Consider the following 12,284-nt stretch of genomic DNA (forward strand, 5'->3'; position numbering starts at 1 on the left):
GCCCGGCGCACCGGCGGCCGCCGTTACAGCAGCTCGGCCACGCGGTAGTGCCCGGCGTTGCGGCCGTGCAGGCGCGCGGCGACATGCAAAGCGCCGCGCGCAAAGACATCGCGGCTGCTGGCGCGATGCACCAGCTCGATGCGCTCGCCTGCGGCCGCGAACTGCACCAGGTGTTCACCGACGATATCGCCCGCGCGGATCGAGGCGTAGTGAGGCTGCGCGCCCCCCGCCTGCGCGGCGGCACCCAACGTCAGCGCGGTGCCCGAGGGCGCATCCAGCTTGCGGGTGTGGTGGGCCTCGACGATGTCGCAGTCCCAGCCAGGCAGCAGGCGCGAGGCGCGCTCCACCAGTTCGTGCAGCACCGCCACGCCGAGGCTGAAGTTGCTGGCCCAGACGACCGGAATCGCGGCGGAAGCCGCGTCCAGCTGCGCCACCTGGGCCGCGGACAGCCCGGTGGTGCCGGACACCAGCGCGGCGCCGCGGTCGCGGCACAGCGCGAGGATGGCATCAAAGCCTTCCGGCAGGCTGAAATCGATCGCCACGTCGAACGCCGGCACGCCCGCCAGCTCGGCGGCGGCGAACTGCGGGACGCCGTCCACCACCCGCGTCCCGACCTGGCGCGCCACCGCGGCCACGACCTCGCAGCCGGCCCCCGGCTCCCGGCACAGGCGCAGCAGCGCCTGCCCCATCCTGCCCGTGGCCCCGTGGATCAACAGTCGAACCGGCGTCGTCGTCATCCCTGCAGGCTAGCCCGCGTCGATGGCAGCGGCAAGCCGGCACGCACCGGCGTACGGCCGCGCCCCCCCCGCGGGGCTCAGGCTCTCGCGGAGGCGCTCTGGAGGCGGCCGACCACCTGGTGCATGGCGTCCTCGAAGGCGGTTTCGCCATCGCGCACGATCACCCGGTCGAGCTTGGCCATCACGGCCAGTTCTTCTGCGGACGCCACCAGCACGCGGATGCCGCGGCGGTTGACGAGCAGCAGCCGCGCCGAAATCGGGCTGATCCAGGACACCTTGGCCGGGGCGAAATGGCCGTCGGCAGCGGCAAGCTGGATCCAGTCGCCGATCTGCAGCTTGCGGATGCGTTCCAGCATGGCGGCGTCATAGTCGAGCCCCGCAGAACCGGCCACCACCTCCAGCTGCGGCTCAGGTTCTGGCGCCGGCTCCGCCGCCGCCACCTGCACGGGCATGCGCGCATCGCCCTCCAGCGCCGCCTGTCCCGCCAGCAGCCGCGACAGCGCGTCGCGCAGCGCATCCAGCGCGTCCCGCGCGGCTTCGCCGACACAGCCGGCACTGGCGAGGATGGCGCGCAGCCCGTCGTCCGGTTGCAGCGCGGACGCGCCGGACACCACCCCAGCCGCGGCCTCGTCGAACGCGGCCAGCAATTGCGCCACCGCGTGCCGCGCTTCCTCGTAACGCGGCGCGCCGCGCCCATCGCGCAGCGCCACCTGGGCGAAATGATGGCTGGCGTGCAGCGAGAGGAAGTCACCGATCACCGGTGGCAGCACGCGGTCGCCGCGCAGCCGCGCCAGATCGTCGGCGGCTGCCTGCCGCGCATGCTCCAGGCGTTCGCGCCCGCGCTGCGCCTCCGCGGTGCGCTTTTCGGCAAGTTCGAAACGCTTCCGATGCTGGGCCATGTAGGCGCGCAGCTCCTGTTCCAGCGTTTCGAAAATCGCCACGTCCTCGTTGAATTCGGCGACCAGCCGGTCGATGGTGTGGTCGACGCGGGTCAGCAGCTCGCGCTCCTGCGGCGCCTCGCCGCGGTTGCCCTCGCAGGCCTCGGCAACGGTGTTCAGCAGCTTGCGGGCGGGATGCTCCTTGAGCATGAACATGCGGCGATCCTTGACCGCCACCTTCACATAGGGCACCAGCATCCGACCGATCTTCTGGCGGATCCGGGTGTCGTACTGCGGGCCGTCCAGAAGCACGTCGAACAGCAGGGCGACCAGGTCGACGGCATCTCCGTCCAGCCCGTCCAGATTGAGGTTGTCGCCGCGAACGCCCAGCTTGCGCGCGCTCTGCGTCATCTGCTCGCGCAGCTGCCCGGCAAGCGACTGCTCGGCCTCGCTCGCGGGGGTGAAGCGGGCGCTGCCGTCGTGCTGCATCAACGACAGGATCGACATCAGGTCCTGGGTGGGCAGGACGGGTCCGGCCGCGGCCGGACCGGCGGGCGCGGCCAGGCCCATGGCGGAGCGCCAGCCCTGCAGCATGCCAAGCAGGTTGGCGAACTCGGCCTGCTCCGCGCCGCTGATCGGCATCGCGGAGCCGCCGTCATGGTTCGCAGGAGGACCATCGTGCGCGCCTGCGTCGGACGGAGCCTGCGCCGCGCCCGCCCCGGCCCGGGCAGCACGTGGCGGTACCCGGCCGCTGGTCCGCAGCTCAGGCAAGATGCCAGCCGCCGCCATGAGCGTGTTGCAGCGCTCGTAGATGTCGCCGAGCGCGCTTGTCAGCTCGCGTTCGAAGAACTTGAAGACGACGATGCGCAGATCCGGCTCGAGGTCCAGCTTGCTCATCGCCTGGCCAAGCGCACTGGCAAGGAAAACCGGGCCAAGCGGATTTTCGAGCGGCGGCAGCTCGCCCTGTCCGGCGACCACGGAAAACCGCTTGCTCGCCACTTCGAACGCGGATGCGTGCGTGCGCAGGACCGCCGCGGCCAACTGTTCCACCGCCAACTGCTCTTCCAGGTCCTGGTCGGACAGGAGGCTGAGACCGGCGTCGTCGCCATCGCCCACCGCGCTTCCTGCGCGCAGCCCCCGGAACCGGTTCAGCACCGCCTGGCGGAACCGCTGGATGATTTCGCCGCGCGCACGCCGCATGTCGCGCAGGGCCATCAACCCCAGCGACTCCTCGCCGGACTGGCTGCGGTCGAACAGGTAATCGTCGAGATCGGCCAGCGCGCGGTCCAACGCCGGCACCGCGCGATCGAGCACGTGCTTCTGCAACGCGTCGAGCAGCGGCCCGTTGGCACGCGAGGAAGTCGGGGTCGGGGATTCCGCGGGGGAACGGAACGTCATGGCTTGGCCTGCCGGGAGTGGCCCAACTCGAACATTATCCCAGTTCAGGAACATGATGAGTGACCGCCGTCATGGATCGGGCGATCCCCGCCGTTCAGCCGGGCAACACCCGCCCGATCCCGCTCCGCGCCAGCGCTGCCAATGCCTCCGCCAGCTGCCCGGCCGGTGTTCCTCCGCTGAATCCCAGGCGGAAGTGGAGTTCGCCGGACGGGGTGCGCGAGGAATGCAGCGAGGCGATATTGACGCCGTGCCGCTCGAACACGTGCAGCAGGCTGCGCAGCGAGCCGGGACGATCTTCCGGCAGATGGATGCCGAGGCTGTGGGCATCGGAGAGGTCCGCCAGCAGATAGCCAAGGCGCTCATAGGTGTAATTGCCGGCGGCCAACGCCGCTTGCCCGAGGCCCTCGCGGTTGGCCTCCAGGAACTCCGCGCGGAAGCCCGCGCGGGCGGCATCGTCCCCCTGCCCAACCAGCGTCGCGAGCCGCGACAGCTGCGCCGACAGCGCGCGCAGTGCCTCCGGCGCGTGTGGGTTGCCGAACTGGATGTCCTCGTAGATCGCGGGGTTCAATGACAGGATGCGAGCGGCGATGGCGGCGTCCATCTCGAACGAGGCCGAACGCAGCGACAGCAGGCCGGCCAGGTCGCCCACCGCCGCTGCCTGCTCACGCAGCACGCCGGCCTGGGCCAGGTGAGTGGCATGCACCATTGCCTGCACCAGCGCCATCGCCCGGTCGTGGCGTTCCGGCGTGGCCCGCACGCATTCGGCTTCCAGCGCCGCCAGCAGCGCTTCCAGCCACGGCCGCCACGCCTGCAGCCGCGCTTCGCAGACCACCAGCACGCGTCCCTTCAGGGTGGGCGATTTCGGCGGCGCCGTCATCGGGTGCAGGCCGGCCACTTCCGCCTGCGAGCCCAGCATCGCGGCAACAGGGGCGGCCTTGACCGAGGTGATGTCCAGCCACAGGCGGCCCGCCTCGCGACCGGCAGAGCGCTGCGCGTAGCGCCCGATCAGCTCGGGCGTGTGCCGGATCGGCGCGGAAAACAGCAGCACATCGGCCTGCTCCAGCAGCGCCTCTTCGCTGGCGGAAGCCGGATCCGCGGGATCGTGGCCGATGACCGCCAGCCCCATGCGGGATTCGAAGAACGTGCGCAGCCAGCGCCCGTAGGCGCCGGCACTGCCGACGATGCCGATGCGTGGGCGCTGTGGGGGACCGGACAAGGAACGGGCTCCGCGAAGGAGCCCGGATTCTACGCAAGCCTGCGCCGGCGCAGGGCGTTGGTTGCCCGCGACACCATCGACCCTTGGTGCCGCCCGGCTTGCACCGTATGCCTGCGATCAGGACACCATGCGGTCCCAGAAGCCCTTGACGCCGTCGAGGAAGGTGCTGGATTTCGGCGAGTGGCGGCGCGCGCCCTCGCCGACGAAGGTGGCTTCGAACTGCTCCAGCAGCTGGCGCTGCTCGGGGGTCAGGTTGACCGGCGTCTCCACCACCGCCCTGCAATACAGGTCGCCCGGCTGGCGGCTGCGCACCGACTTCACGCCGCGGTCGCGCAGGCGGAACACCTTGCCGGTCTGGGTTTCGGCTGGGATGCGCAGCTCCACCTCGCCGCCCAGCGTCGGCACCCGCACGGTGTCGCCCAGCGCCGCCTGCGAGATGCGTATCGGCACCTCGCAGTGGAGGTCGTCGCCATCGCGCTCGAAGATTTCGTGCGGGCGCACCTGCACCTCGACGTACAGGTCGCCGGGCGGGGCCCCCGCGGGGCCGGCTTCGCCCTCGCCCGCCAGCCGGATGCGGTCGCCGCTATCCACGCCGGCCGGGATCTTCACTGCCAAGGTCTTTTCCTGCTCGACCCGGCCATTGCCGTTGCAGAGCTTGCACGGGCTGGCGATGGTCTTGCCTGCGCCATCGCAGTGCGGGCACGGCGCCTGCATCATGAACGGACCGCGCTGCATGCGGACCTGGCCGCGCCCCTGGCAGGTGGCGCAGGTATCCACCTTGCCGTCTTCCGAACCGCTGCCCTTGCAGGGCTCGCAGTTGGCCATGGTGGGAATGTGGATGGTCTTCTCGACCCCGGCGACCGCCTCCTCCAGGTCCAGCTCCATCATGTAGCCAACGTCGGCGCCGCGGCGCGGGCCCTGCTGGCGCGCCCCGCCACCGAAGATGTTGCCGAAGATATCGCCGAAGATGTCGCCCATGTCGGCGCCGCCGAAACCGCCAAAGCCCGGGCCGGCGTTGCCGCCGCCCATGCCGTGCTCGAAGGCGGCGTGCCCGTGCTGGTCGTACAGGCGGCGCTTGCCGCCGTCGCTCAGCACCTCGTAGGCCTCCTTGCACTCCTTGAACGCGGCCTCGGCGCTCTTGTCGCCGGGGTTGCGGTCGGGGTGGTGCTTCATCGCGCAGCGGCGATAGGCCTTCTTCAGATCCTCCTCGCTGGCATTGCGGGCCACGCCCAGGACTTCGTAGTAATCGCGCTTGCTCATCGGGCCAACCTGTTCCCTTCACGGCGACGGGCAGACCACCGGCCTGCCCGTCGCATTGCATGCCTGGCGATCAGGCCTTCTTGTCGTCGTCCTTGACCTCGGTGAACTCGGCGTCCACCACGTCGTCGCCCGGCTTTCCGGCATCAGCGGTCTCGCCCTGCGGCTGGGCGGCAGCAGCGGCGAACAGCGCCTGGCTGGCTTCCTCCAGCGCCTTGGCCTTGGCCTCGATCTGGCCCTTGTCGTCGCCCTTCATCGCCGTTTCCAGCTCGGCGATGGCGCCTTCGGCGCGGCCGATGGCATCGCCCGGCAGCTTGTCCCCGTTGTCCTTGATGGTGCTGCGGGTGGCGTGGATCAGGGCATCGGCCTGGTTGCGCGCGGTGACCAGCTCATGGAACTTCTTGTCCTCCTCGCGGTTGGCCTCGGCGTCCTGCACCATCCGCTGGATCTCGTCGTCCGACAGGCCGGAACCGGCCTTGATCTCGACCTTCTGCTCCTTGCCAGTCTTCTTGTCCTTGGCGGTGACGTGGACGATGCCGTTGGCGTCGATGTCGAAGCTCACCTCCACCTGCGGCATGCCGCGCGGCGCCGCGTCGATGCCAGTGAGGTCGAACTTGGCCAGCGACTTGTTGTAGCGGGCCTGCTCGCGCTCGCCCTGCAGCACGTGCACGGTCACGGCCGACTGGTTGTCCTCGGCGGTGCTGAACACCTGCGAGGCCTTGGTCGGGATGGTGGTGTTCTTCTCGATGATCTTGGTGAACACGCCGCCCAGGGTCTCGATGCCCAGGCTGAGCGGGGTCACGTCCAGCAGCAGCACGTCCTTGACGTCGCCGGCCAGCACGCCGCCCTGCACCGCCGCGCCGATGGCCACGGCCTCGTCCGGGTTGACGTCCTTGCGCGGCTCCTTGCCGAAGAACTCGGCCACCGCCGCCTGCACCTTCGGCATGCGGGTCTGGCCGCCGACCAGGATCACCTCGCTGATGTCGGAGGCGCGCAGGCCGGCGTCGTTCAGGGCCACGCGGCAGGGTTCGATGGTGCGCTTGACCAGGTCATCGACCAGCGCTTCCAGCTTGGCCCGGGTCAGCTTGATGTTCAGGTGCTTCGGGCCGGACGCGTCGGCCGTCACGTACGGCAGGTTAACGTCGGTCTGCTGGTTGGAGGACAGCTCGATCTTGGCGCGCTCGGCCGCGTCCTTCAGGCGCTGCAGGGCCAGCGGGTCCTTGCGCAGGTCGACGCCGTCGGACTTCTGGAACTCTTCCACCAGGTAGTCGATGACGCGGTTGTCGAAGTCCTCGCCGCCCAGAAAGGTGTCGCCGTTGGTCGCCAGCACCTCGAACTGCTTCTCGCCGTCGACGTTGGCGATCTCGATGATCGACACGTCGAAGGTGCCGCCGCCGAGGTCGTACACGGCGATCTTGCGGTCCTTGGTGTCGCCCTTGTCCAGACCGTAGGCCAGCGCGGCCGCGGTGGGCTCGTTGATGATGCGCTTGACGTCCAGGCCGGCGATGCGGCCGGCGTCCTTGGTGGCCTGGCGCTGGCTGTCGTTGAAGTACGCCGGCACGGTGATGACCGCTTCGGTGACCGTCTCGCCCAGGAAGGCTTCGGCGGTCTTCTTCATCTTCTCCAGCACCTTGGCGGAGACTTCCTGCGGGGCCAGCTTCTTGCCGTCGGCCAGCGCCACCCAGGCGTCGCCGTTGTCGTGCTGGGTGATGGTGTACGGCACCACGCCGATGTCCTTCTGCACCTCGGCGTCGGTGAACTTGCGGCCGATCAGGCGCTTCACCGCGTAGAAGGTGTTCTTCGGATTGGTGACGGCCTGGCGCTTGGCCGAGGCGCCCACCAGCACTTCGCCGTCCTTGGTCCAGGCGACGATGGACGGGGTGGTGCGGTCGCCCTCGCTGTTCTCGATGACGCGGGCCTTGCCGCCTTCCATGATGGAAACGCAGGAGTTGGTGGTACCCAGGTCGATGCCGATGATCTTGCCCATGACGATGTCCTCTAGAATCCCGTTGTCTGGTGGCGCCGCGCGCCGATGATTGCTATCTGGGGATGCCGCGCCGGCCTTCAAGAGCCGCGCAGCATCGTGCGTGCACGCCGTTTCAGTCCTGCTTGGCCACGATCACCAGCGCCGGGCGCAGCAGCCGGCCGTTGAGCAGGTAGCCCTTCTGGAACACGGTGATGACATGGCCCGGGGCCACGCCCTCCGATTCGCCCTGGCTGATCGCCTGATGGTGCTCGGGATTGAACGCCTGCCCGGCGGGATCCAGCACTTCCATGCCGTTGTCCGCGGCGACCTTCAGCAACTGCTTGTAGGTCAGCTCCAAGCCCTGGCGCAGCGCGCCCGCATCTTCGCCAGCTGCAGCCAGACCCGCGTCCAGGCTGTCGAACACCGGCAGCAGGTCGGACAGCAGGCGCTCGTTGGCGAACCTGCGGGCGCTGTCGATGTCGCGGGCCAGCCGCTTGCGCTGGTTCTCAAGATCGGCGCGCTCCAGCAGCGATTGCGCCCGCAGCTGCTCGACTTCGGCGCGCAGCGCCTCCAGCTCGTCCTGCTGCGCCATTTCGGCGGCGCCCCCCTCGTTCACTTCCTGCGTCGGGTCGTTGCTCATGTCCACGGTTCGATATCGCGGCGGGCTGCCGCACCAAACCGGGCTATGGGGCCTCAGGCGTCGGGATTCAAGGCAGCCCCCAGCGCCGCCGCGGTGGCCTCGACCACCGGAATCACCCGCTCGTAGGCCATCCGGCTGGGACCGATGACGCCCAGCACGCCCAGCACCTGGCCGTCGCGCCCGTACGGCGCGCTCACCAGCGACATGCCTTCCAGCGGCGCCAGCCCGGTTTCCTCGCCGATGAACACGCGCATCCCCGGCGCCTTGGCGGTGCGTTCCAGCAGCTGCAGCAGCTCGCGCTTCTCGGCGAAGGCCTCGAACAGTCCGCGCAGGCGGTCCAGGTCCCCCAGCTCCTGCAGGCCCAGCAGCCGGGTCTGCCCGGCCACCAGCATGTCGTCCTCGCGCGCGGGTGCGAATGCCTGTTCGGCCAGTTCCACGGAACTCGCCAGCAGCCGCTCCATCTCGCTGCGCGCATCGCGCAGTTCGCGCAGCAGCGCGGCGCGGATCAGCGTCAGCGACTGCCCGGCGAAATGCGCGTTGAGGTAATTCGCGGCCTGCTCCAGCTCGGACGGCGAGAACGCCCGCCGCACCTGCACCACCCGGTTCTGCACCTCGCCATCGGCGAATACCAGGATCGCCAGCACCCGCCGTGGATCGAGCATCACGAAATCGATCTGGCGGAAGGCGAAGCTCTCGCGGCTGGGCACGCTGACCATGCCGGCGAAATGGGTCATCGCCGCCAGCAGCTCCGAGGTGCTGCCCAGCAGCGCCTGGGTGCCCGCGCCCGCCGGCAGCCCGCTGCGCAGGCGATCCACGTCCTGCGCGCCCAGCGGCTTGACCTTAAGCAGCGAGTCCACGAACAGCCGGTAGCCCTGCGCGGTGGGCACCCGCCCTGCCGAGCTGTGCGGGGCGGCCAGCAGGCCGGCGTCCTCCAACGAGGCGAGGATGTTGCGGATGGTGGCCGGGCTGACGTCCAGCCCCGCATGCTTCGCCAGCGTCTGCGAACCCACCGGCTCGCCGTCGCGGATGTGCCGCGACACCAGCGTGCGCAGCAGCTGGCGGGCGCGCGGGTCGAGGGTGATGTCGGGAGCAGGACGGCGGGCCATGCGCAGGTTGTAAGCGCAGCCGCATCGACACGCAACCACGGCGTTCTCCCCTGTTCGCCTGCCGCGGCCGCAGGCACAATGCGCAGCCATGCTGACCCGCCTGTCGATCCGCGATTTCGCCGTCGTCGCCCATGCCGAACTGGACTTCGGCGCGGGCCTCACCGTCGTGTCCGGCGAAACCGGCGCCGGCAAATCGCTGTTGGTGGATGCGCTGGGCTTCCTGTCCGGCGCCCGCGGCGATGCCGGCGCGGTGCGCCACGGCGCGCAGCGCGCCGAATTGTCCGCCGAATTCGCGCTGGACGACTGCCCCGCCGCCGCGGCCTGGCTTGCCGAAACGGAGCTGGACGACGATGGCGCCTGCCAGCTGCGCCGCACCCTGCGCGCCGACGGCGGCTCCAAGGCGTGGATCAACGGCCGCGCCGTGACCATCGCGCAGCTGGCCGAACTGGCCGCGCTGCTGGTGGAAATCCACGGCCAGCACGCCCAGCAGGCGCTGCTGGTGCGGCCGCAGCAGACCCGCCTGCTGGATGATTTCGCCCGCCATCCGGACCTGCTGGCCGCCACCGGCGAATCGGCGCGGCGCTGGAAGGCGCTGCAGCAGGAACGCGACGCCCTGCTCGCCCGCGGCGACGTGGCCGAGCGCCAGGGCTGGCTCCAGCACCAGCTGGACGAACTGCAGGCGCAGCCGCTGGAACCCGCGGTGTTGGCGGAGCTGGATGCCAGCCACCGTCGCCATGCACACGCCGCGTCGCTGATCGCCGCCTGCGATGCCGCGCTGGATGCACTGGGCGGCGACGACGCCCTGCCTGGCCGCCTGCAGCAGCTGCGCAGCGGCCTGCAGCGCGAAGCCACGCACGAGCCGCGGCTGTCGGAAGTCGATGCGATGCTCGACTCCGCCGCCATCCAGCTCGACGAAGCACTGGCGCTGATGCAGCGCATCCGCGACGACCTGGACCTCGATCCCGACGCGCTGGCCGAAATCGAGCGCCAGCTCGTCCGCGTGCAGGATCTGGCGCGCAAGCATCGCGTCACGCCGGACAAACTGGCCGCGCATCGCGACGCGCTGGCCGCAGAACTGGAGTCGTTGGCGGATGCCGACGCGCGCCTGCAGCAGCTCGACCGCGACATCGCCGTGGCGCTGGCGGACTGGCGCACAGCCGCCGCCGCCCTCGCCGCCTCGCGCCGCAAGGCTGGCGCCACGCTGGGGACGGCGATCAGCGCACTCATCGGCGAGCTGGGCATGCAGGGCGGCCGCTTCGAAGTGGCGCTGGAAGCCAACGCCAGCGACCAGCCCGACCCGAACGGCAGCGAACGCGCCGAGTTCCTGGTCTCCGCCAACCCCGGCCAGCCGCCGCGCCCGCTGCGCAAGGTCGCCTCCGGCGGCGAGCTCTCGCGGGTGTCGCTGGCAATCGAAGTGGCCACGCAGGGCCAGGACGCCGCCGCAACGCTGGTGTTCGACGAGGTCGATGCCGGCATCGGCGGCGCGGTGGCCGCGGCGGTGGGCGCCAAGCTGCGCGCACTGGGGGCATCGAAACAGGTCCTGTGCGTGACCCACCAGCCGCAGGTCGCCGCCGCCGGCCACGCGCAATACCGCGTCAGCAAGGCCGCGCAGGACGGCATCACCCAGTCGTCGGTGGCCGCGCTGGACGCCGCCGGCCGCGTGGACGAGATCGCCCGCATGGTGGGCGGCGCGGATGTCAGCAAGGAAGCGCGGGCCGCGGCGAAGAAGCTGCTGGACAGCCACTGACTTCATTCGCTTGCGTTTGCCCGATTTGGGCATTATTTTGCCCGTTATGGGCATGAATCCCCGTCCTCGCGTCAGTGAAGCCGCAGCGCTCTACGCCAGCACCAATCTGGCGGATGCGCTGTTCACCACCACCCAGCAGCGCGTGCTGGGTTGCCTGTTCGGCGAACCGGGACGCACCTTCTCCATCAGCGAATTGATCCAGACCACCGGCGCCGGCAGCGGCGCGGTGCAGCGCGAAGTCGCCCGCCTCGCCGGAAGTGGCCTGCTGTTGATGGCGCCGCTGGGCAACCAGAAGCGTTACCGCGCCAATCCCGACGCCCCGATCCACGACGAGCTGGCGGCCATCGTGCGCAAGACGTTCGGGCTGGCCGCCCCGCTGCGCGAAGCGCTGGCGCCGCTGGCAGACCGGCTGCACATGGCATTCGTCTATGGCTCCGTCGCCAAGGGCAGCGACACCGCCAGCAGCGATATCGACCTGATGCTGGTGAGCGACGATCTGACGTATCCGGAGGTCATGACCGCATTGCATCCGGTGATCGAACGCCTGGGCCGCGAAATCAACCCCACCCTCTACACCCCCGCCGACCTGCGTAAGCGCATTGCAGCGGGGAACAGCTTCATCACCCGCGTGCTGGCGGAGCCAAACACCTGGCTGGTGGGCAGCGAAAACGCCATCGCAGCGCTGCAAGACCGGCAATGAAGCCCAGAGGCCCCGTGATTACTACAATTCATGCAATGACCGTCGCAGGAGCGCGCACATGGTGAAGGCCCAGGACATCATCAAACAGGCGCTTGCCCTGGATCCATCCAGGCGATTCGAGGTGGTGGAAGAAATCCTGCACAGCCTGGATCAGCCCGATCCCGCAATCGATGCCATCTGGCAGCAAGAGGCGGAGAGGCGGCTGGCGGCCCATCGCGCCGGGCAGGTGCAGGGCGTTCCCGCCGAAGACATCTTCGGTTCCTTTTGATGTCCTCACCGGGCATGCGGCTGGTCTTCGCACCGGAGGCGCGCCACGAGTTTGTTGCCGCCGAGCGCTACTACAACCAGCAGGTTGCGGGCCTTGGGGGCGCATGGCGCGACGACGTGCTGACCGCCCTGCGTCGTATCCGCCGCTGGCCGCTGGCCTGCCCGGTGGAACACGGGGACATCCGGCGGCTGACCCTGAGCCGGTTTCCATACAAGCTGCTCTACGCCGTGGAACCTGACCACCTCTACATCATCGCCATCGCGCACCACCACCGGCAGCCCGAGTATTGGACGCGGCGCGGTTTGCGCGTGCAGGACGCGGATTGAATGGCCACGTGGTGGCCTGTGTGGAGCGTGAGCAAAACGCAATCG

General features: G+C 69.7%; 11 protein-coding genes. 4 read left to right on the plus strand and 7 right to left on the minus strand.

The window, feature by feature from the left end; genetic code table 11:
* Window positions 1–23 precede the first annotated feature (23 nt).
* The 7 genes from dapB to hrcA form a co-directional block, all read right to left on the minus strand.
* Window positions 24–737, minus strand: a complete 714-nt coding sequence (gene dapB, locus SPK54_RS01135; protein WP_330946102.1) for a 4-hydroxy-tetrahydrodipicolinate reductase — start codon at window positions 735–737, stop codon at window positions 24–26.
* A gap of 77 nt (window positions 738–814) precedes the next feature.
* Window positions 815–3,013, minus strand: a complete 2,199-nt coding sequence (locus SPK54_RS01140) for a DUF1631 family protein (protein WP_330946103.1) — start codon at window positions 3,011–3,013, stop codon at window positions 815–817.
* Window positions 3,014–3,107: 94 nt separating this feature from the next.
* Window positions 3,108–4,229, minus strand: coding sequence for a prephenate dehydrogenase (locus SPK54_RS01145; RefSeq protein ID WP_330946104.1), 1,122 nt, complete (start codon window positions 4,227–4,229; stop codon window positions 3,108–3,110).
* Window positions 4,230–4,346: 117 nt separating this feature from the next.
* Entirely contained in the window at window positions 4,347–5,489 is a 1,143-nt protein-coding gene (gene dnaJ / locus SPK54_RS01150; RefSeq protein WP_330946105.1) for a molecular chaperone DnaJ, read from the minus strand.
* Between the two features lie 70 nt (window positions 5,490–5,559).
* Window positions 5,560–7,473, minus strand: coding sequence for a molecular chaperone DnaK (dnaK, locus tag SPK54_RS01155; protein WP_330946106.1), 1,914 nt, complete (start codon window positions 7,471–7,473; stop codon window positions 5,560–5,562).
* A gap of 112 nt (window positions 7,474–7,585) precedes the next feature.
* Window positions 7,586–8,092, minus strand: a complete 507-nt coding sequence (gene grpE, locus SPK54_RS01160) for a nucleotide exchange factor GrpE (RefSeq protein ID WP_330946107.1) — start codon at window positions 8,090–8,092, stop codon at window positions 7,586–7,588.
* Window positions 8,093–8,145: 53 nt separating this feature from the next.
* A complete protein-coding gene (gene hrcA, locus SPK54_RS01165; RefSeq protein WP_330946108.1) occupies window positions 8,146–9,198 on the minus strand; it encodes a heat-inducible transcriptional repressor HrcA in 1,053 nt (350 codons plus the stop codon).
* A gap of 88 nt (window positions 9,199–9,286) precedes the next feature.
* Between hrcA and recN the strand changes: the two genes are divergently transcribed.
* The 4 genes from recN to SPK54_RS01185 are packed head-to-tail and all read left to right on the plus strand — an operon-like array spanning window position 9,287 to window position 12,239.
* Window positions 9,287–10,945: a DNA repair protein RecN gene (gene recN, locus SPK54_RS01170; protein ID WP_330946109.1), complete on the plus strand. Its 1,659-nt coding sequence runs from the start codon at window positions 9,287–9,289 to the stop codon at window positions 10,943–10,945.
* Between the two features lie 52 nt (window positions 10,946–10,997).
* Window positions 10,998–11,645 carry a nucleotidyltransferase domain-containing protein gene (locus SPK54_RS01175; RefSeq protein WP_330946110.1) on the plus strand — a complete coding sequence of 216 codons (648 nt, stop codon included), beginning with the start codon at window positions 10,998–11,000 and terminating at the stop codon, window positions 11,643–11,645.
* Between the two features lie 58 nt (window positions 11,646–11,703).
* The gene (locus tag SPK54_RS01180; protein WP_330946111.1) at window positions 11,704–11,913 is read left to right on the plus strand and encodes an addiction module protein; all 210 of its coding nucleotides are present in this window, start codon (window positions 11,704–11,706) and stop codon (window positions 11,911–11,913) included.
* Window positions 11,913–12,239: a hypothetical protein gene (locus SPK54_RS01185; protein ID WP_330946112.1), complete on the plus strand. Its 327-nt coding sequence runs from the start codon at window positions 11,913–11,915 to the stop codon at window positions 12,237–12,239. The genes SPK54_RS01180 and SPK54_RS01185 overlap by 1 nt, the downstream gene beginning before the upstream one ends.
* Window positions 12,240–12,284: the final 45 nt, after the last annotated feature.

It is taken from the genome of Thermomonas sp. LB-4, from assembly GCF_036409385.1.
Taxonomy (GTDB): Bacteria; Pseudomonadota; Gammaproteobacteria; order Xanthomonadales; family Xanthomonadaceae; genus Thermomonas.

What these genes read in the sequence shown, in the direction of transcription:
- dapB (WP_330946102.1), bottom strand. Translation starts at nt 737, where the DNA reads ATGACGACGACGCCGGTTCGACTGTTGATCCACGGGGCCACGGGCAGG.
- SPK54_RS01140 (WP_330946103.1), bottom strand. Translation starts at nt 3,013, where the DNA reads ATGACGTTCCGTTCCCCCGCGGAATCCCCGACCCCGACTTCCTCGCGT.
- dnaJ (WP_330946105.1), bottom strand. Translation starts at nt 5,489, where the DNA reads ATGAGCAAGCGCGATTACTACGAAGTCCTGGGCGTGGCCCGCAATGCC.
- dnaK (WP_330946106.1), bottom strand. Translation starts at nt 7,473, where the DNA reads ATGGGCAAGATCATCGGCATCGACCTGGGTACCACCAACTCCTGCGTT.
- grpE (WP_330946107.1), bottom strand. Translation starts at nt 8,092, where the DNA reads ATGAGCAACGACCCGACGCAGGAAGTGAACGAGGGGGGCGCCGCCGAA.
- hrcA (WP_330946108.1), bottom strand. Translation starts at nt 9,198, where the DNA reads ATGGCCCGCCGTCCTGCTCCCGACATCACCCTCGACCCGCGCGCCCGC.
- recN (WP_330946109.1), top strand. Translation starts at nt 9,287, where the DNA reads ATGCTGACCCGCCTGTCGATCCGCGATTTCGCCGTCGTCGCCCATGCC.
- SPK54_RS01175 (WP_330946110.1), top strand. Translation starts at nt 10,998, where the DNA reads ATGAATCCCCGTCCTCGCGTCAGTGAAGCCGCAGCGCTCTACGCCAGC.
- SPK54_RS01180 (WP_330946111.1), top strand. Translation starts at nt 11,704, where the DNA reads ATGGTGAAGGCCCAGGACATCATCAAACAGGCGCTTGCCCTGGATCCA.
- SPK54_RS01185 (WP_330946112.1), top strand. Translation starts at nt 11,913, where the DNA reads ATGTCCTCACCGGGCATGCGGCTGGTCTTCGCACCGGAGGCGCGCCAC.